The organism is Niabella soli DSM 19437, assembly GCF_000243115.2.
GTDB classification, from domain to species: domain Bacteria; phylum Bacteroidota; class Bacteroidia; order Chitinophagales; family Chitinophagaceae; genus Niabella; species Niabella soli.
Window position 1 is genome coordinate 437,621 of record NZ_CP007035.1, and the last position, 21,438, is coordinate 459,058.

Annotated in this window: 13 protein-coding genes; all 13 read left to right on the plus strand. The window is 46.0% G+C overall.

Translation table 11 applies throughout. The features are described 5' to 3' along the window. Positions 1-18 precede the first annotated feature (18 nt). Entirely contained in the window at positions 19-393 is a 375-nt protein-coding gene (locus tag NIASO_RS01755; protein WP_008581921.1) for a DoxX family protein, read from the plus strand. A 1,550-nt stretch (positions 394-1,943) separates the two neighbouring features. Beyond that, a complete protein-coding gene (locus NIASO_RS01765) occupies positions 1,944-2,963 on the plus strand; it encodes a LacI family DNA-binding transcriptional regulator (RefSeq protein ID WP_025298620.1) in 1,020 nt (339 codons plus the stop codon). 15 nt (positions 2,964-2,978) lie between these two features. Continuing rightward, positions 2,979-4,418, plus strand: a complete 1,440-nt coding sequence (locus NIASO_RS01770; RefSeq protein ID WP_008581916.1) for a sialate O-acetylesterase — start codon at positions 2,979-2,981, stop codon at positions 4,416-4,418. 4 nt (positions 4,419-4,422) lie between these two features. Continuing rightward, positions 4,423-5,439: a substrate-binding domain-containing protein gene (locus tag NIASO_RS01775; protein WP_008581914.1), complete on the plus strand. Its 1,017-nt coding sequence runs from the start codon at positions 4,423-4,425 to the stop codon at positions 5,437-5,439. 3 nt (positions 5,440-5,442) lie between these two features. Further along, positions 5,443-6,933: a sugar ABC transporter ATP-binding protein gene (locus NIASO_RS01780; RefSeq protein WP_008581913.1), complete on the plus strand. Its 1,491-nt coding sequence runs from the start codon at positions 5,443-5,445 to the stop codon at positions 6,931-6,933. A gap of 17 nt (positions 6,934-6,950) precedes the next feature. Next, complete coding sequence (locus NIASO_RS01785) at positions 6,951-7,874, plus strand: ABC transporter permease (protein ID WP_044046393.1); 924 nt, start codon at positions 6,951-6,953, stop codon at positions 7,872-7,874. A 7-nt stretch (positions 7,875-7,881) separates the two neighbouring features. Then, positions 7,882-9,357, plus strand: a complete 1,476-nt coding sequence (locus tag NIASO_RS01790; RefSeq protein WP_008581908.1) for a mannitol dehydrogenase family protein — start codon at positions 7,882-7,884, stop codon at positions 9,355-9,357. After that, positions 9,357-10,262 carry a PfkB family carbohydrate kinase gene (locus tag NIASO_RS01795; RefSeq protein ID WP_008581907.1) on the plus strand — a complete coding sequence of 302 codons (906 nt, stop codon included), beginning with the start codon at positions 9,357-9,359 and terminating at the stop codon, positions 10,260-10,262. The genes NIASO_RS01790 and NIASO_RS01795 overlap by 1 nt, the downstream gene beginning before the upstream one ends. After that, on the plus strand, positions 10,246-11,133 hold the full coding sequence (locus tag NIASO_RS01800) for a glycerophosphodiester phosphodiesterase family protein (RefSeq protein WP_008581904.1): 888 nt from the start codon (positions 10,246-10,248) through the stop codon (positions 11,131-11,133). The genes NIASO_RS01795 and NIASO_RS01800 overlap by 17 nt, the downstream gene beginning before the upstream one ends. 390 nt (positions 11,134-11,523) lie before the next feature. After that, entirely contained in the window at positions 11,524-14,643 is a 3,120-nt protein-coding gene (locus NIASO_RS01805) for a SusC/RagA family TonB-linked outer membrane protein (protein ID WP_008584010.1), read from the plus strand. A gap of 17 nt (positions 14,644-14,660) precedes the next feature. Continuing rightward, on the plus strand, positions 14,661-16,193 hold the full coding sequence (locus NIASO_RS01810; protein ID WP_008584008.1) for a RagB/SusD family nutrient uptake outer membrane protein: 1,533 nt from the start codon (positions 14,661-14,663) through the stop codon (positions 16,191-16,193). An 88-nt stretch (positions 16,194-16,281) separates the two neighbouring features. Continuing rightward, a complete protein-coding gene (locus NIASO_RS01815; protein ID WP_008584006.1) occupies positions 16,282-19,299 on the plus strand; it encodes a glycosyl hydrolase in 3,018 nt (1,005 codons plus the stop codon). 234 nt (positions 19,300-19,533) lie between these two features. Beyond that, entirely contained in the window at positions 19,534-21,417 is a 1,884-nt protein-coding gene (locus NIASO_RS01820; protein WP_008584003.1) for an FG-GAP-like repeat-containing protein, read from the plus strand. Positions 21,418-21,438 lie beyond the last annotated feature (21 nt).

A 21,438-nucleotide genomic window follows, 5' to 3' on the forward strand; every position in this document is an offset into this window, starting at 1 on the left:
TTAAAAAAAACAAAGATCATGTCACAAAAAGCAATTAACATCACCGGATGGGTACTCACCATCATTTTAGGACTTTTATTCGCGATGAGCGCATCAATGAAACTCACACAAAACGCTTCAGCATTACAGCAGGCGGGCGCTATGGGGTTTTCACCCGAAACCTACCTGGCAATCGGGATTGTTGAGATCCTTTCGCTTATTCTTTTTATCATACCAAGAACCGCTATTATCGGGGCGTTGTTATTGGTGGCCTATATGGGCGGCGCTATTGCCACCCATGTACAACATCAACTACCCGCGGCAATGCCGGTTGCCATAGAAGCGCTGTTGTGGATTACGATCGCCATCCGCTTTCCGCGGGTAAGACAGCAACTGCTGTTACAATCGAAGTAAATGCTATTCCGTCTCCTTTCGTATTTGAGTGGTAGCTGGTTGTGGTTCCCGGATGGGCTGCACTATTTTTTGGGCGATCCGGGATACGTTGTATATAAGAAAGATGGTTACCCTGGCTGCGGCGAATTTTAATTAAATTAAACAGCGGTTTTAAATGAGGCCGTATCAAAAGCCGTCATTTCGAGCGAAACGTAGAGGAGTCGAGTAATCTTATCATATGTTTGGTATTGACCCTGAAATATCTCCGTTCCCTCAAATGCATTCGCGTGTGCGTCAAGATAAGGAACATGATTCAGGCGCTGTAAGCGCTGCGTGTTTATAGTATTCATGATTATCTACGCAACGTATCGGCTCTCCCGCCGCAGCCTATCGTGTGGACACAAAATATTGCTTTTTATATTTTTCTACTTTTTCCCCGATCAATCGGGGCCAAAAAGTAGCGCAAAAAGGGCAGGGTCAAACGAACGCCTCTGGCCGTTTGACCGCCCACGCCCACGAACCTACATTACGAAAAGTGGCAGCAAGGCCTTTTTGAAGGGGTTGGTCGAAGCCCCCGCTGGTTGATTGTTGTTCAGCCTTCTCTGCGCTGATCTTTTCCCTGCATAATTTGTCTGGATACAAAACATCTGTTGGGTAAAAAATAGGCGCCCCGGATCCGTTGATTTCCGAAGTTGCAATTACGTAAAAGAAATACCCCCAATGAAAAACAGTTGTTTGTTCCGAACGGATGCGGCTTAGAAGGGGGTTCCGCCGGACAGTGAAAGGACAAATCAAGCGGAATGGCGGTTTTGACGCCGCAAGCGACTTTTCAAAAATAGAACTGCAGGAAGGTGTCATAACCAGGCCTGTAGCGCAGATTGGTTCGGTTCCGCCGCAGCCCGGCCACGAAACAGGCGGCGGAATTCACCTTCCGGCGGAAAAAGATTTTTTGCTCCACTTTTTTATCGATTGATAAAAAGTGGAAAATATGCAATTAGACAACACTCTATTCATCTGTTTCGATGATTATTGGAAAGTGCGCACATCTAAATATCTCACCCACGGTTTTACTCTATTTATAAACTATTTGAAATGTGTCCACACGATAGGCCGCAGCGGGACCGCGTAAACACGGGGCGTCCTATGGAGCCTGAACAAATACCATTGCGATTGCTATAAACACAGCTCCTAATGGAGCGGAAATGGCCCAAATACTAGTGTAGTTCCCTTTCCGGCAGATTGAATGTCGCACTTAGCTTGATGCGCATGCGATGGCTTTCGGGGCTCAGTCGATATGACGGCTCCTTTCTTTTGAGACAGCCTCATCTTCTTTTTAAAAATCAGAAAAATAGGGGAAAGTTTTCCCTGAATGATGGGTGCGTTTCCGGATGTTCCAGGTTGAAGCCAGTGTCTTTAAAATAAAAAAGGAGAAAATTTTTTTTATCAGAAATAAAATATTATGTTGTGCCTCGAAAGATTTAATCGATTAAATCGACTGCTTTTAACGAATCGCTCTTGCCGGTTATCCGGGTTAAGTATGTTTATTTTTGGCGGGTCTAAAATTATGTAGTGTGAGTAGTAAAAAAGTTTCAATGAAGGATATTGCCAACAGGCTGGGGGTCTCCGTGGCGTTGGTATCTTATGTATTGAACGGGAAAAAAACCGATAAGATTAATGACCGGACTGCTGCAAAAATCAAAGCACTTGCGGCAACAATGAATTATTCTCCCAACCAGATCGCCAAAAGTCTGAAAACAAACCGGACGCTCACTTTAGGACTGATTGTCGCAGACATCTCTAACCTGTTTTATTCATCAATAGCAAAGTATATTGAAGAAGAGGCCAACCGGCACGGGTACCAGGTGATCTATGGAAATGCATACGAAAGCCCCGATCGGTTTAATTCCATCCTTAACCTGTTATTGTCACGCCAGGTAGATGGTTTTATTTTAGCCATTCCGGAGAAAGCAGAACATTGTATCCGGTTGCTTACCGATTTGAATCAACCCTTTGTGATCATCGATAGAAAGTTTAATGAATTTCCTGATGCGCCATCAATAATATTAAATAATCAGGAGGCATCGGGAGCTATTGTTGCACACCTGGTTCAAAATGGTTTTAAACGACCGGGATTGGTGACCATCAACAGGAACCTCGTTCATTTGCAGGAGCGGAAAACGGGCTATATGAATGCCTGTGCCCGGTTGCTCAACCGGAAAGCGTTTGTGTATGAACTGGAGGAAGAACATTTAGAACGGCAAATAAAAGCTGTAATTAAAAAAAGCGTATTCAAGGATAAGGTTGACAGTCTTTGCTTTTTTACGAACAAGGTTGCCATGGCAGGCCTCTCTGAAATTGCCTCTATGGATCTCCCTGTGCCCGGCGCGCTGGGGATTGTGTGTTTTGATGAAGCAGAAGCCTATAAACTATTCAGGACCCCGGTAACCTATTTCAAACAGCCGTTGCAGGAAATGAGCAGGGCAGCGGTAGACTATTTGCTAAGTCAGATGGAACCCGGTGATAATAATGAAAAAGAACGATTGGAAGAATTTAACGGAACGCTCGTTGTTCATCAATCTTCTATGCGATAATATTAACTATTGATTATGGATATAAGAATCACTCAATCACTAAAAAGAAGCGTACTCTTGTTGGTTGTTGCAGCAGTTTCCGGAACGAGCATGGCGCAGCTCACTATGCCGCATTTTTTTTCCGATCATATGGTGTTGAAAAGCGATTCCTCAACCGTGTTTTGGGGCTGGAGCAAACCGGGCCGCACGGTTCAAATAAAAGCCAGTTGGCTGCCAGATACATTAACAACCGTGGCGGCAGGTACTTCTAAATGGAAAACAGTGCTGCCTACAGCCAAAGCCGGCGGCCCGTATCATATTGTAATTATTTCCGAAAAAGACACTTTGAAAATCGATGATGTGTTGATGGGCGAGGTCTGGATCTGCTCCGGTCAATCCAATATGCAGCGCAGTGCCAAAGAAAAATTGCCACAGATGCTCGATGCACTGCACGGGCCCTTCAATAACAATATCCGGATATTGAACGTAAGGGATATTGCTGCCCCGTGGCCACAGGAAAATATTTATGATCAGTGGTCGCTTTGTGATTCCCAGTCTTTACGGCCCTTTACGGCCATCGGCTATTTTTTTGCTCAAAAGCTGAATCAAAAACTAAATGTTCCGGTAGGTATTATCAATGCCAGTTGGGGCGGCACTTGTGCCGAAGTATGGTTGCCTGCCGGCGAGGTACTGTCGGATTCCCTGCTGGCACAAAAAGCACGGTTGCAAACCATTGCCCCGCGTAAGCCCAACCTTCCGGGCCAGGCGTGGAATGCTATGGTCTATCCCTTTGTGGGTTATGGCATTTCCGGGGCCTTATGGTACCAGGGTGAGAATAATACGGTCTCCTGGGATGGATATGCCGCCCTCTTCAGTAAACTGATTCAATCCTGGCGGAGCAACTGGAAGGCCGATTTTCCTTTTTTCTTTGCACAGATAGCGCCTTACAATTATAAGAATAAAGGCATTCAGAAGGGGGCGCTGGTGCGCGAAGCGCAGGGCCAGGTGGCGCTTTCCGTTAAAAAAACAGGAATGGTATTGACCTCGGACCTGGTAAATGATATCAATGATATTCACCCGTTGATGAAAAAAGAAGTGGCGCTGCGTATGGCGGATCTGGCCCTGGCTGATGTGTATCATCAAACGGCAAAAAATGTGCAGTCGCCGGTGTATAAAGATTATACCATTGAGAAGGATAAAGTGATCATCTCGTTCCATCATATGGAGCAGGAGCGGTTACTGGTAAAAGGTGGCCGCATTAATGACCTGTATATAGCGGGGGCCGATCAAAAATTCCTGCCAGCAGATTACAAGATAAAAGGGAACCGGCTGGTGGTATTTAATTCCCGGATTAAAAAACCCGTTTCGGTGCGCTATGCTTTTTCGGATACCGCCCTAACCAACCTGTACTCAACCAACGGACTGCCCGTATCATTGTTCCGGTTGGATAAATGGGAGGTGCCCACAAATAATTAGAAACATGAGGATTATTTATTGTTTTTTATTTTGCCAGTTATTTTTTTCCTGTATTCCCAAGGATCAGCGTACCCTTGCAACAGCTTCCGTTAAGGACAGCGCGCAAGCCTATGTTTCAAGGAAAGACCTTTCAAAAATAACGGTGGGCTATTGTACCCCCTCCCTGAATGCGCCTTTTTATGTTGCGTTAGAGCAGGCCGTAAGAACGAATGTTTTGCATTATGGAATGGGATACCTTTCCACAGATGGGCAGGGCGACATTAACAAACAGGTACTGGCGGTGGAAGACCTGCTGGCGAAGGGAATAAAGGTGCTCATCCTTAATCCCCTCGATCCCAAGGCATTGGTGCCCGTGGTTAAAAAAGCCAAACAGCAGGGGGTGCTGGTATTTATTGTGGATAGTTTTATTGATCCGGATGCGCCTTACATTTCCAGTGTTGTGGCCAACAACGAATTAAACGGAGAGCTGCTGGGCGAATGGGTGATAAATAATAGTAAGAAACCACATTTGAATATAGCCCTCATCAGCGGCAACCAGGGAAACCCGGTGGGCCGGGAAAAACGATTAGGGTTTGTAAGGGGATTGGCGGATGCCCAGTTGCACAATGAAAACAGGGTGGACTTTACCATTCTGACCCAGGGTTGGGGCGGGTGGACCAATAACGGTGGCCTTAAGGCAATGGAAGATATTTTGGTGGCACATAAAGAGGTAAATATTCTTTTTGCTGAAAACGATGCAATGGCCATTGGAGCGCTGAAAACCATTAAGGAAATGGGGTTGCAGCAACAGATTGCTGTGGTGGGTGTGGACGGACAAAAAGAAGCGTATCAACTGATCAAACAGGGGGCATACAGCGTTACGGCGCAGAATAGCCCCGATATACTGGGTGGAGATATGGTGAGGGTTGTAGCCCGCTATTTAAATGGGGAACAAGGCATCAAACAGGTAAACTACACCAGGTCTGTTGTTATTGACCGGCAGAATGTGGATCAATTCTATAACCCCAACTCTTTATTCTGAGCAATGATTGAGCTTAAAAATATCTCCAAATCATATGGCGGCGCCCGGGCGCTGGATGATGTTAGCCTGACCGTGGAATTTGGGAAAATACACGCTTTGCTGGGAGAGAACGGGGCCGGTAAATCTACCTTGATGAAGGTTCTTTCCGGCGCTATTCAAAAAGATTCGGGTTCCATTTATATAAACGGCGTGGAACGGGAGATCAGTACGCCTAAAGCTGCGCAGGACGAGGGAATAGGGATCATTTACCAGGAATTTTCATTGGTGCCGGAACTGACCGCTTCCGAAAATATATTCTTAAATCAGTTGGGCCAATCCTTTTGGATCAATTGGAACCATTTGCATAAAAAGGCGGATGAACTGGTAAAAAGTTTGGGCTTCAGTCTGGACGTGAAAAAGAAAGTGGCAGCATTAAGTGTGGCCGAACAGCAGGTTGTAGAAATCGCCAAAGCGCTTACTACGGATAGTAAGCTGATCATACTGGACGAACCTTCAGATGTACTGGGCCCACACGAGGTAACGATATTGTACAAGGTATTGGAACAACTGAAAAAGAAGAATATTGCTATTATTTATATCTCTCATCATCTTCATGAGATTTTACAGATCTCAGACAGTATAACGGTTTTAAGGGATGGAAAGACGATTGCAACGGTGGAGAACCGGGAGCTGAATAGCGACAAACTGATTTCGATGATGCTGGGTAAAGAGCTGCTGCGCACTGTTCGCAAGCCCGGAGATATTCCCGTTAATGGTTCGGTATTCAAAGTATCTGGCATAAAACTACCAATGGCCGCCGCAGCAATCGAGCTCACCGCCCGGTCCGGCGAAATACTGGGTATTGCCGGGTTAGTAGGCTCAGGCAGAACAGAATTATTACGGGCCATTTTTGGAGCAGATGCGGCCGAGGGAAAGAGGATCTATATGAATGAGGATCGGACTACGGCAACTTCGCCCAGGATCAGTGTGGCTAACGGTATCGGAATGGTGCCGGAAGACCGTAAAAAAGAAGGCGGGATACTCGATCAAAGTATCCGGAATAACATATCTGTTACCAACTATAAAAGTATAAACAAAGGTTGGGGATTTATCAGGAGCAATGCCGAAGCGAAAAATGTACAAACGCTGATTGACCGGCTTAAAATAAAATGCACTTCTGCAGCGGCTGCGGTTAATTCCCTTAGCGGCGGGAACCAGCAAAAAGTGATCCTGGCAAAATGGATCAATAGCGGTGCTGATATCCTTTTGATAGACGAACCTACCCGCGGGGTTGATGTGGGCGCGCGCGCGCAGATCTATGATATTTTATTTGAGCTGGCCAATAAGGGAAAAACATTGATTGTTGTTTCTTCTGATCTGGAAGAACTGATGACACTATGCGACCGGATTGTAGTGATGAAAAAAGGCGCACTGACCGGCGAGGTATTAAAAAAGGATTTTTCTGAAGAAAAACTACTCAGACTAGCGATAGAAGGAAGGAACCCTAATTTATAAACGATTGAATGATGAAAATGGAACGCATAAAAGGCGGCTTATCCCAATATAATACGGTGCTCATTTTTGTATTAATGCTGATCGTATCGGGGCTGATAACGGAAAACTTTTTTACAGCAAATAATATTTCCAACCTCATCCGGCAATCGGCTCCTATCGGGCTGGTTAGCATGGGCATGTTGTTGGTGATCCTTACAGGAGGGATCGATCTTTCGGTGGGTTCTGTTGTGGCAATGATCGGAGTCACTTTTTCGCTTTTAAGCTATGTGGTTTATTTTCCCGCTGCGTTCCTTTTATCTCTTTTAATTGGCTGTGGCATAGGTTGCCTCTCGGGCTATCTGGTGGCCTACCGGAAGATTGCATCCTTTATTGTAACGCTTGCCCTGATGTCGATGGTCAGGGGGGGCGGGTACCTGCTTTCGAAAGGAGCACCCATCAGCGTTGGGCCCTATTCTGCAAAGATCCTGACGCTGGGCACCGGCAGCCTTTTGGGCGTTCCCGTGGCGGCTATTGTATTAATGGGCGTATTTATGGTGCTGTTTGTTTTATTGAGGTATAATATTTTTGGAAGGCTCATACTGGCAATCGGATCTAATGAAGAGGCGGTGCGGTTATCCGGCGTAGCCGTAAAAAGAACAAAGTTTGCCGTGTATGTTATCTGTGCGGCATTAACAGCGTTAGCGGCCCTGTTAATGGTTGGACGAACAGGTGTGGGCACGCCTAATATAGGGGTGGGGCTGGAGCTGGATGCCATAGCCGCGGTCGTAATAGGAGGCGCTGCGCTGGCAGGTGGAAAGGGATCGGTGCTGAACACACTGTTGGGGGTATTCATATTAAGCATGATCGGTAATGTGATGAACCTGCTGGATATTACTTCTTATCTCCAGCAGATCATTAAAGGCGTTATCATTATTGCCGCTGTATTGTTTCAAAGAAATTAAAAAAAGAATGGAACTGAATTATAAAAACGCAGCGTTGCAGGAACCGTCGTTGCAGGCAGTTTTTGAAAAAACGACGCCCCCTTATCCCATATTACATTTTGGGGTGGGCGGGTTCCACCGGGCGCACCAGGCATGGGCCTTGCAAGGTTTGTTAAACGACCGGCGGCCGGAATTGGAACATTGGGGAATTACAGGAGTGGGCGTGTTGCCGCAGGATGCTGCTTTTGCAAAAACATTCCGCAACCAGGATTGCCTGTATTTTCTGCAACGCTTCGCCCCGGAAGGCTTGCGTGATACGCAATTGATCTCATCAATCAAGGAAATGCTGCATGTTTCCGAAGATTATGAAACGATCTTAGCCCGCATAGCAGCGCCGGAAACCCGCATTATCAGTTTTACCATAACCGAGGGCGGCTATAATGTGGATTATACTACCAACACTTTTATATGGGATACCCCGGTTGTTCAGGAAGATCTATTACGAAGAGATGTTCCCAAAACGGTTTTTCGTGTTTTGGCAGAAGGGCTGAAAAAACGCAGCATGGCAGACGGCGGGGCGATTGTGCTAATGTCCTGCGATAATGTGCAGCATAACGGAGACATACTCCGGTTGGCATTGATAGAATTTTTAAAACGCTTTGATCCTTCCCTAATAGATTGGGTGGCGCAGCACGTTACTTTCGTTAAAACAATGGTAGACCGGATCACGCCGGCAACCACCCGGGCGCAAAAGGAGGCATTTGAAAAAACCGGCGGCTTTCATGACCAGTGCCTGGTAGTTTGTGAAGAATATTTTCAATGGATTATCGAAGAACATCCTGGCCTTGCCGGCCTCCCCTTGCGGGATATGGGAGCCACAGTGGTGAAAGAAGTAGCGCCTTATGAAAAGATGAAGCTGCGCCTGTTAAATGGCGGCCATTCACTGACCGGGCTTTTAGGAGAGGCATTAGGATATGACCGGATCCATACAGCTATAAAAGATGATAACATCAACGCTGTTTTTCAGCGCTATTGTTCCGAGGAGGTTATACCAACGCTTGATCCCATTGCCGCAGTTCATTACCCGGATTATGTGCAGCAACTGGTATACCGGTTCGGTAACCCTATGATCAACGACAGCACCGCCCGCATCATCTCCGGCTCTACAGATAAATTGCCAAAGTTTGTATTGCCCGTTATCAGCGAGCAGTTGAAAAGGCAAACCCCCAAAATTAAATGCGGTGTGCTGATATTGGCTGCCTGGTATTATTATTTAGAGGAAGCGTTCAAAAAAGATCAGATGGAAGAAGTGCAGGACCTGAACAGGGAACTGTTGCTGGCTCTTTTTTCGGAACCCGACTGGGATGCCTGCCAGTTTATAACCCGGCTGCCTGTGCTGCATACGCTGCAGCGCGAGCCGGTAGTACAAACCCTGTTTCTTGAGTATGTACAGGCTTTGAGGGTGGGGGAGATACATTTATTAATAAACCAATTGCTACATTGATGAAAAATAAGGTCATTTGTTTTGGAGAGGTGTTGTGGGATGATTTTGGCACCACAAAAACGATTGGCGGGGCTCCGCTGAATGTAGGCTATCATCTTTCCAAATTAGCCATTGAGCCCGTCATTGTTTCACAGGTAGGAAAGGATGAACCCGGCCGGGGCCTCCTGCAGCAATTAGATCAATGGCAATTAGTCGCTGATTATTGTGTGGTGTCTGATGTGCATCCCACCTCAACCGTGAACGTGCAGCTCCTGGAAAACGGGGAAGTAACTTATACGATTACTGAAAATGTTGCATGGGATTTTGTTGAGTATGATAATGAACTGGCGGGTAAAATAAAAGAAGCGGATGCGTTCATTTATGGCACGCTTGCCGCCAGGACCCCGTATACACGGGCTACGCTGCTCCGGTACCTGGAACATGCAAAATGGCGGGTGCTGGATCTGAACCTGAGACCTCCTTATACAGATAGGGAAACATTGTTATTGCTCATCCGGTCCTGTCATAGTTTAAAACTGAATCGGGGCGAATTAGATTTTATTGGATCATTTTTAGGGAAAGGAATAGAAACAGAGGCGGAGGGGGCGGCCCTTATTTTTGCTGCCTTTGACAATATAGAAGAGATCATTCTTACAAAAGGAGAAAAGGGGGCGGCTTATTATAACAGGAAAGAACAATGGAGCATTGAGGGGCTTACCGTTCCGGTAATGGATACGGTTGGCAGCGGAGATGCTTTTCTTGCGGCGTTTGTAGGAGGAAAACTGAAGGGGCGTACCCATCGCCGGCAAATGGAAGATGCGGTTGTATTAAGTGCCTTCATCGCCACCCGGCAGGGAGCCTGCCCCTCCTACACGCCTGCAACGGTACAAAAATTTAAAGAAAAGTATTATGAGGCAAATGTTTAAACAGATCACAACTACGGTAGCAATGATAGCATTGCTCGTAACCGGACTTGCAGCGCAGAGCGGTCTTCATACAACGCCCATTAAAAGTATGGCAGCGTTGCAGCAATATTTTCATTATGAGCCTGACAAGCCGGTGCTGATCTCCGGCCACCGGGGCGGGTTGTTGCCTGGTTTCCCTGAAAACAGTATTGAGGCTATGGAAAAGACCTTAAGCCTGATGCCTTCGTTTTTTGAAATTGATCCCCGGTACACCAAGGACAGCGTAATGGTACTGATGCATGATGACGCAATGGAGCGCGTCACCAATATGAAGGGAAAAGTTAGCGAACTTACCTATGCGCAGTTGTCGAAAGCAAGGTTAAAAGACCGGCAGGGAAATATAACTTCTTATAAAATTCCGACACTCCGGGAGGCGTTGGATTGGGGAAAGGATAAAACCATTTTTAACCTGGATAATAAGAATATTCCGTGGTCAAAATATGTGGAGTTATTTAAAGGCGGCGCTTATCCGAATATTATCCTCAGCGTTCGCTCCATGAAGGAAGCGTTCTATTATTATAAGAACCTGGATAATGTTTTATTATGCGTGGCGATAAAAAATCAGGAAGATCTGGAGGCCTTCAAAAAAACGGGGATACCGTATAACCGGATCATTGCCTATGTGGGGGATTCTGTTTCGCGTAATACGGATGAGATCTGCCGGTGGCTGCACCAGAAGGGGGTGATGTGCTTTTATTCTTTTCCACCCAGCTTTGATAAACTTAAAACAGAGGCGGAACGGTTGAAAGCCTATTGCGCAGAATTGATAAAACGACCGGATATTATAGAGACCGACTATCCTGCCTTATTTTCCGGGGCAGGCGATAAATAGCTGCTGTGAATTTTTCATCCGGCTCCTGGTGACCAGCTTCTGGCAGGGTACAATCGGGCTGTTGATTGACTAAAAATGTTTAATTGTCTTTAAATATTTTATTATTTATTATTTTTTGTAACAATTTTTTCATAATTTGGTAATAATTTCTTTAAAATAGTTTTCTTTTTTTGTGACCGGTTTAAGATGGCGGTCACAAAAGGTTGCCGCTGCTTCAATATTTTAGAGGATTAAATCGTGCAGTTCGTTTTTATTAAAAAATTTAATCGATTAAATTTTTTAATAAAATTCCGCGATGGAATATTTTAAAAAAAGATTTGAGGTTGCCATTAGATAAGATTATTTAACAATAAAATCCCAAAACAATTCATCATTCAAAAAAGACATATTATGGAAAGACCGACAAAAAGAGTAAATAAACCAGGGCGCTGCCTGTTGCTGTTCGTTTTGCTGCTTCAGTGTTTTAATTTGATGGCGCAAAAAGGATCCGGAACCATCCATGGGCGGGTCCTGGCAAACAAAGTGCCGCTTCAGGGAGCCACGGTAGCGGTTAAAGGCACTACTATCGCTGTAGTAACGGACCAGAATGGTGACTTTAGTTTAACAAGCAGGGAGGGAACTTATACACTGGTGGTTTCTTATGTAGGGCACACTACCGAGACGCGCGAGGTGCACGTTAAAAAAGGAGTATCACAGCCCCTTCAATTTGACCTGGTGTCTTCCGGGCAATTGGAGGAAGTGGTGGTAAGTTACGGTAAGCAAAGGGCGCGGGATGTAACCGGATCCATAGCCACCGTGGATGCTGCCAAATTGCAGGATCAACCGGTGAGCCAGTTTGCACAACAATTACAAGGCCGCGTACCAGGCGTACAGATCTCCCAGTATAGCGGTCAGCCGGGAAGGGGCATTGGATTTATTGTGCGGGGGGCAGCCTCTTTTTATTCAAGTAATCAACCGCTGTTTGTTGTGGACGGCGCTCCGGTTACGGGAAGTATCAATAATATCAATCCTGCCGAAATAGAAAGTTTTAGTTTCCTCAAAGATGCATCGGCTACGTCCCTGTACGGGTCAAGGGCTGCAAATGGGGTGGTGCTGATAACGACCAAACATGCAAAGAACGGCGACGCTAAAGTGGAGTTCACCGCCAACTACGGCGTGCAAAAAATTCCGACGGGCCGGTTGCCCAAAATGATGAACGCCCGGCAATTTGCAGAATTTATGAAAGAGCGCGCAGACGACGGGCTGAAATATGAGCCGGGATATAAAGTATCTGCCGATTATCAACAAGCATACGGTAACCCGGAAAAATATGGGGAAGGTACCAACTGGTTTGATCTGTTAACAAGGCCGGCGCCTATTCAAAGCTACGATCTTACCGTGCAGTCGGCACGCGAACGGTCCTCTTCTACCATTATGGTAGGTTATCAGGACCAAAAAGGGGTGATCATTAATAACGGTACCAAACTATTCTCACTACGGTTTAATCAGGATTTCACCTCGCTCAACAAAAGGCTGAAGGTGGGATTTAATGTAGCGCCCAGCTACCGGGTAGATCATAACAATCGCTTTTCTACCGATGGAGTAAACGGATATTTTGAACGGTTTTTTGAAGCCAGCCCGCTGATTGCTCCTTATGACAGCGCCGGGAATTTTATATTGAATGTAACTTCTCCGGGCATGGTATCCTATGTGAACCCGCTGGCTATTTATACATTGACCAATGATGATTATTATACCACCCGTATTCTTGGTAACGGATATGTTGAGCTGGAATTGCTGAAAGGATTGTGGTCCAAAACCAATGTAGCGGTGGATAAAGGGGCTGAAACCCGTAAGTTCTTTCAGTCGGGATTTGTAACCTCCGCCGCTGCACAAGCACAGTCTAAAGGGATCAGTTCTGCCGTCGACAATGGCTCATGGACGGCGGAGTCAAACCTGGTATACAATAAAACCTTTGGCGGTGATCACCATCTGGAAGCTTTAGCCGGGTATTCTGCTCAAAAATTCAGCACCTATAGCAATACATTAACGGGCATGGGATTTGCGAGCGATGATATTCCCTATTTAAAGGCTGCAACCAGCCTGACGGACGGAAGCAGCAGTGCAGGCGCTTATTCTATGCTTTCTGTCATCGGCCGTGTCAACTATAATTACAAAGGAAAATATTTGTTGTCCGGAGCCTTTCGCCGGGATGGGTCGTCCAAATTTGGTATTGACCGCCAATGGGGAACTTTCCCTTCTGTGTCTGCCGGATGGGTAGTCAGCGATGAGAAGTTCTGGGATAATATTAAAGCAATCAACTTTTTTAAAATACGGGGCAGTTATGGTATTACCGGAAACAATTTTTTTGCGGGCAACTATGATCCGCAGGCGACCCTGGGCACCTATTATTATGATTTTAACAACGTAATTACACAGGGCCAGACTATTAACCGGTTGGCCAATAGTGATCTGGCGTGGGAACGTAATAAACAGCTTGATATTGGGGTGGACCTGGCATTTTTTAATAACCGCCTGAACTTTACCTACGATTATTATCATAAAACAACCGACGGTCTTATTCAGCAAAGATCCATCCCGCGTTCATCCGGATTCTCACAGATTATATTCAACGTTGGGGAATTACAGATGTGGGGGCACGAGTTTAGCATCACCTCAAAAAATCTGGTAGACCGCCCGCTTACCTGGAGCACTACTTTAAATATGTCGTTCGACAGAAATATCATCACCAAGCTGGTAGATCCGGGTTTTATAAGAAGAAATACAGGTGTGTCATCCGACTATTATCGTCAGCAGGTAGGGCATCATTTGGGTGAGTTTTATGGGTTTGTTTTCGAGGGATTATACAAGGATGCAGCGGATCTGGCAAACTCACCAAAATACAAGGCTACGTCCGCCAACCCCAACGGGGTTTCGGATGTGGGCACTATAAAAGTTAAAGACGTGAACGGGGATGGCGTCATTGACGACGTTAACGACCGTACTTTTATCGGGGATCCGACACCCACTTTTAGCGGGGGGCTGTTTAATAGTTTCCAGTATAAAAATTTTGATCTGAATCTTAATATGACCTATTCCGTTGGAGGAAAGATCCTGAATGCGGCTAAATGGGCTTACCAAACCAATATGGATGGTTCCCGGAATCTTTTGGCTGCGGCGTTAGACCATTGGCGTTCTCCGGAAAACCCCGGCTCTGGCGAGTTTCCGAGGACGAAGACCAATACTACCGCAATGGGGCGGCAGGTAAATTCACAATGGATCGAAGATGGTTCGTATTTAACATTGAAAAATGTTTCATTGGGTTATACGTTGCCTCTGAAAAAATCTATGCTGAGTAATTTAAGGGTATTTGCATCCGTTCAGCAGGCATTTGTATTAACCGGCTATACCGGAATGAACCCTGAAACAAATGTAGGCGCATCTGACCCTACTGCCGGTGTGGGAATTGATGAAAATGCATACCCCATACCCAGAACCTTCTCCATTGGATTTACAACAACGTTTAAATAAAATCAAATAAGTTAAAAATGAAAAAGTTTTTTATATTATATATTGCGATTTGCCTCACGCAGCTATCATGCAAAAAAGATTTTATTATACTTACGCCCCCCGATTCTTATACGGCCAATAACTATTATAAAACTGAGCCGCAGTTCAGATCGGCCCTGGTAGCGGCCTATGCGCCCCTGAGAGATGTTTTGGTTAATGATTATCTCACTTCAGAAATGCACTCGGATAATACGGTTTACCAGCCCCTGCCCAGTAACAGGGGAACGGCAATAGTGGAGCGCGAAAACATATCCGATTTTCTCAGCACCTCTGTGAACGCTTATGTTGCCGCTACCTGGCAGCATTCGTACACCGGTATCTCCCGCAGCAATATCGTAATTGAACGGCTGCTGGATGCGAACATTCCGGATGCCGCAAAAAAGAATATCGACGGACAGGCGAAGTTTCTAAGGGCCCTAAATTATTTTAAACTGGTGCGGTTATTTGGCGGAGTTCCGCTGTTCTTAAAAGAAGTAAATAAGGCGGAGGACGCGTTTAAACCCAGGGCATCGGTTGATGAAGTGTATAATCAGATTATTGCTGATGCAAAAGACGCCATTGGAGAGCTGGGCGTACCGGCAAAATTTCCTCAAACCGGGGAAGCTACAAAAGGCGCGGCTTCGCTGCTTTTGGCTGAAGTGTATATGGTTCAGAAAAAATGGACGGATGCTGAAACCCTGCTCCGGTCGGTTACGCAAATGGGCTATGACCTGCTGCCCGATTACGCAAGTGTTTTTAACCCGGCCAATAAAAACAGCAAGGAGTCGATTTTTGAGATTCAGTTTCTTGGCGGCACTATATTGGGGGCCACCCCCAACCCCTTGTGCTTTCATTTTCTGCCTCGAAGCACTGATACCAAATTGCTTACCGGCGTGGTCATCAATAATACCGCTACCGGCGGCTGGAATACGCCTACTACAGACCTCATTGGCAGCTATGAATCCGGCGATAAAAGACTGGATGCCTCTATCGGAATAGTAGAGGGGGTGTATAATGGCAGCAATTATTTTGTATACTCTGCCGCAAAAAGCGTCCTGAACTATACGCCCGCTGCGGGCAAAATGGGTGTGCCTTACATTAAGAAGTATTTGCATACAGTGGAAGATGCAACGGGTTCCAGTGATGATTTTCCTATCTACCGCTATTCTGATGTATTGCTTTTGTTAGCAGAAGCATTGAATGAACAGGGTAAATCAAGCGATGCGCTTATTCCTTTAAACAAAGTGCGGACCCGGGCCGGATTGGTCGCCACTACCAGCACCGATCAAAGTGCGCTGCGGCAGATTATCTATCACGAACGCCGGGTGGAACTTGCTTTTGAAAACCACCGGTGGACCGACCTGCTCCGGACCGGCACCGCTTTAAGTGTGATAAATGCATTTGGAGTGGCGATTAAAAAAGAGCTCCCTTTCCTGTCTTCGGATGCTTACGTTTTAAACGATAATAGTTTATTATATCCTATTCCGCAGACCGATATTGATTTGAATCCGGATATTAAACAGAACCCGTAATGCCGTCAACAGGCTTTCAACGTTTTGCGTTTTGGCACTAGCCAAAAGCATTGAAGTGAATAGCATTTTAAACTAAGCGTTTTATTTTATGAAGCATTTACAACGCAGGGACTTTATCAGGATCAGCGGCCTGGTAGGTTTACAGCTTGCGGCGTTCAACGGTTATGGCGCTTTCGGGAGTAAGGCTGAAACCGCACTGGTCAATAATTTTATTAAACCACCGGAAACATCCCGGTCGGGCTGTTATTGGTGGTGGTTTAACGGTTTACTAAACAAAGAAGGTATTACCCGCGATCTGGAAGCATTTAAGGATAAGGGAATTGGAACGGTTTTGATTATTAATACCAAGGGCGGGTTAGGCGGCGCGCAGTTTCCCGAGGGCGCCAAACTGTTTTCTCCGGAATGGCGGGAGCTTTTCAGGTATGCACTTAAGGAAGCCGCGCGCTTAAATATCGAAGTGGGAATGAATTTAAGTTCCGGCTGGTGTATGGGCGGCCCCTGGATACCTCCGCAGCATGCCGGGCGCTGGATGTTACAATCGAAAATAGCAATAAACGGTCCCAAAAAGTTTTCGGAGGCGCTGCCCCTGCCTGGTGGGCGGGAAGGATATGATAATGTGTTTAATCCGCCCGGGTATAAGGAATACTTAAACCTGCCCATTGAAAAATTGGATTACAGAGACACGATTGTTGTAGCGGTTCCGGATAAGTATGGTTACCAGTCGCGCCTCCGCGATGAAAGAGGCGGTGAATCGCTCTCCGCAAAAACCAACCGGAAAGATATAAGCAACCAGGCCAAGGCAAGAGAAGTAATAGCCCCGGTAATAGTGGAATGGAAAGAGCACCCCGATGACATCGCGATTAAACAACAGGATGTAATCGATCTTACAGATAAAGTAACGGCGGAAGGCATTTTGAATTGGGACGTGCCGCCGGGGCATTGGGCGGTTATCCGCACCGGGCATCGGATGACGGGCTCCAGGTTATTAATTGCCCAGCCCGAAGCGGATGGCCTTTCAGTAGACTGGTTTGCACCAGAAGGAGTGGACCTGCAGTTTGAAAACTTTGCTAAAATTATTTTAGAGGATGCAAAGACGGTGCCGGGGAATACGTTGAAATATTTTCATGATGACAGCTTTGAAGATGGCTTCCCCAACTGGACGGAAAAAATACTGGAACGTTTTGAACACTACCGGGGATACGATCCGCGGCCCTATATACCCGTTTTCGCCGGGTTTATCATTGGCAGCGCCTCCCTGTCAGACCGGTTTTTAAATGACTATAGAAAAACCATTGCAGATTGCATGGCTGATTTGCACTATGGGCGGTTTGCCACGCTTACCCATCAGCATAATTTAAAAATGCAGAATGAGGCGGCCGGTCCCAGCCGGTCGGGCAGCATTAGCATGAATGGCTTACAAAACCTCGGCTATTCAGATTATCCGATGGGTGAGTTCTGGCTCGGCACCGATCCTGAAGATCAAAGTACGCTGGCAGATAATGTGCCGTATGGTATATCCCGGTTAGACAATGGGCAGAATAAGGTTACAAAAATGACCGCTTCGGCAGCGCACATCTATGGCAGAAACACCGCATCGGCAGAAGCCTTTACCAGTTTCAGGCATTGGAAAGACTGTCCCCGCACTATTAAGCAGGCATTGGACCGGGCGCTTTGCGAAGGCATCAACCGCATCTTTATTCATACCTGTACCGCAACAAGACCTCAGGATGGTAAACCAGGATATGAGTATGGTGCCGGTACCCATTTTAACCCCAATGTAACCTGGTGGGAGTTGTCTGGTGCTTTTCTGACCTATGTGGCCAGGTGCCAATATCTGTTGCGCCTGGGAAAATTTGTGGCCGATGTTTTATACTACAACGGAGATGTTACGCCAAACCTGGTAGATCAAAAAACGATTTATCCGGATCTGGGCCCCGGGTATGATTACGACGTATGTAATGAAGAAGTGTTACTAACAAGATTGTCTGTAAAAAATGGTTGGATTGTTCTTCCGGATGGCATGCGGTACAGGGCGCTGGTTTTGCCGGACTATGATCGGATGCCCGTGCCGGTTCTGAAGAAAATTCAGGAACTGGTGAAAAACGGCGCCACTGTAGTGGGCAAGCCACCGGTTGCAGATTCAGGTTTGAAAAATTATCCTGACTGCGATAAAGAAATATCGGTTATTGCCGGAGCAGTATGGGGCGATATAGCCGGGAAAACCGGGAAAAGAACTTATGGAAAGGGCCGGATCATAAATGGTATACCGGTAAGAGAAGTCTTACTGGGGGATGCTGTTTTACCGGATTTTGAGTATAAAAGCAGAACGGGCGCTAAGGTTTGGATCGATTTTATACATAGAACTACATCCGGTAGTGAAATTTATTTTATTACCAACCGGCTGAAAGAAAAAGCCGTTACACAATGCACCTTCAGAGTAAAAAACCGTCAGCCGCAATTGTGGGACGCCGTAACGGGGGCGATGCTGACACCCCGATTTAAAACCGTGGACAGCCGCATAGTAATTGATATTGACTTGGATGTTTTTCAATCGGTATTCGTTGTTTTCCCTGTTAAAAAAGAACGCCTTAAAAGCGCCGATTATTGGTTTCAAAAAACGGAAAATATAACTCCGAAAGGGGAGATCGCCGGCCCATGGAAAGTACGTTTTGATACGCAGTGGGGTGGACCGGAGCAGGTTACCTTTAATAAACTGGAAGATTGGAGCACGAGCACCGATGAACGGATCCGGTATTTTTCAGGCAAAGCCGTTTATGAAAAAACATTTGATATGCCGGGTAAGATACTACCTGAGGGCCCTTCGTTTATTGACCTGGGAACGGTAAGAGATATTTGCCGCGTATGGTTGAACGGTCAGGATCTGGGTATCGTGTGGACGAGCCCCTGGCGGGTTGATATTTCAAAGTTTGCTAAAAAGGAAAATAATCTATTAAAAATTGAGGTGATCAATATGTGGCCCAACCGGCTGATAGGAGATGCAGCGCTTCCCGAAGAAAAACGGCTGACGCATACAAATATTGTATTTAAGGCTTCAGATAAATTGCTTCCGTCTGGTTTATTAGGACCGGTCGTTATATGTAGATAATGAATTTATTTAAACTTTCAACATATATCGCCCGCCGCGGCGGGCTCAAAAAGATAAATCGAACCGTCTACTACTGATATGTCGCCCCCATAGGGACGTAATATGGGTAGTAGTTAAATATAAATTTAGAATGAAGCTCCATAGGAGCGCCACATATACGCTGTTGCCAAAAGTCTAAATAAGTTCAATAGTAATACCAGAATCTTTTTTCCAAAAAAAATTAAAATTGTCATCATGAAAAAGAACTCTTCCCTTTTACGTATATTTAAGGGTACAGCCCTCTTTGCAGGACTGATAGTAATTGGCTTCAGCGCCTGTAGAAAACCAGATATTCAATTAAGGAACGATAGCGGAATAGCATTAGCCGATAGTAATGCACCTAAGCTGATGGCGATTGCTGCTTCTCATACTTTTAAAGTAATGTCATTTAACATCCGGCATAATGATGCGAATGATCCGCAGTCGCTTACACAGCGGCGTGACAATATCCGCCAGATCATAATTGACAACAGCCCGGATGTGTTTGGGCTACAGGAGGCATCTGACGCGGCTTTCAGAGATTGGTTTATATCCCAGATGCAACCGCTTGGCTACGCCTACACTTCTATGGGTGCAGTAGCTTCTCCAAAGATCATCTTTTATAAAAGCGCTAGGTTTACAGCGCAAAGCCAGGGGTTGTTTCAGTTGGGCGCAGGGATGACCGGTTATAGCGGTACCTGGGTAGTGCTTACGGATGCAAATACTGCTGATAAATATCTGTTTTGTAACAGCCATTGGTACCCCGGAAGTTCGGCTACTGCCCAACAGAGCCGGTTGATCAATGCCCAGGCGGTGGTGGATAAGATAAATGAGGTGAATAGCGCCACCCAATATCCTGTGATTGTTTTTGGCGATTTTAATGCCGAACCGGGTACTGCAGAAATAAATCTTCTAAAACAAAATCTGGACCTTATTGATGCCCTGGGTGATACAACCGGTGACCCCACCTTCCACGGATGGGACGCCACCGGTGATGCAAAGATCGATTGGATGATGAGCAACCGGAAAATGGGTTTTACCTCATGGAAAGTAGTTACTACAAGCTACGGCGGCTATTGGCCTTCGGATCACTGGCCGGTTATGGCCACCTATGTGCCCGCAATTTTTGGGGAGCCTAATGTAGACATTCATGGTACCAGTGAAAGCGAAGCCACGCATTTTTATTTTGCAGATGTGAATGGAGATAATAAAGCGGATAAGGTTTACTGGAATACAGGTGTGGATGGAGGAACCCCAAAAGTATGGCTGTCAAACGGAGACGGAACTTACACCTATGCGGCGGCACACACAGCAGGCCAGTCTGCATCGGGCGATACTCATTATTATTATGCCGACGTGAACGGGGATGGTAAAGCAGACGAAATTGTATGGAATGCCGCGGAATATAGTGGCCATACGAGAGTTTTTCTTGCTACCAGCGGCGGCAGTTTTAGCTCCACCGCTATAGAAAATAACGAAAATGGAAGTGCAACCACCAGTACGATTTATGGGTTTGCAGATGTAAATGGTGATGGCAAAGCCGATAAGATCAGGTGGACATCAGGCTTTGACGGGGGAAATACAAGAGTGAACCTGGCTACCAGCGGCGGCAATTTTAGTGCTGCAACAATTTCTGATCCCACGGGGGCTATTCAATTGTTGGGTACGGATATGTATTTTACTGACATGAATGCCGATGGAAAAGCCGATAAGATCGTTTGGAATAAAACCGTTAATTCAGGAATTCCGATGGTGTATTTGTCTGATGGCGACGGCACCTTTACTTACTCCTCTTCATTCAGCACAACCGGTGCAGGGGGAACAGCCGCTACTACCCGGTTTTATTTTGCCGACCTTGATGGTGATAACCGCGCGGAAAAAATTTACTGGAACCCCGAAAACTTTTTGGGCAAGATCAAAGTGTATTATGCGCAGTCAAATAATACTTTTTCTGGTCCTGTTTATTCATTGCGCGGAACATCGGAAAGTGTAAATACGATTTTTTATTTTGAAGATGTGAACGGTGACGGAAAGAAAGACCAGATAAGATGGAACCGCACCTTATCTGAAGGAAGGCTCTCGAATTATTTTTCAAAGTGAGCCGGTTATTTGATAAAAGTA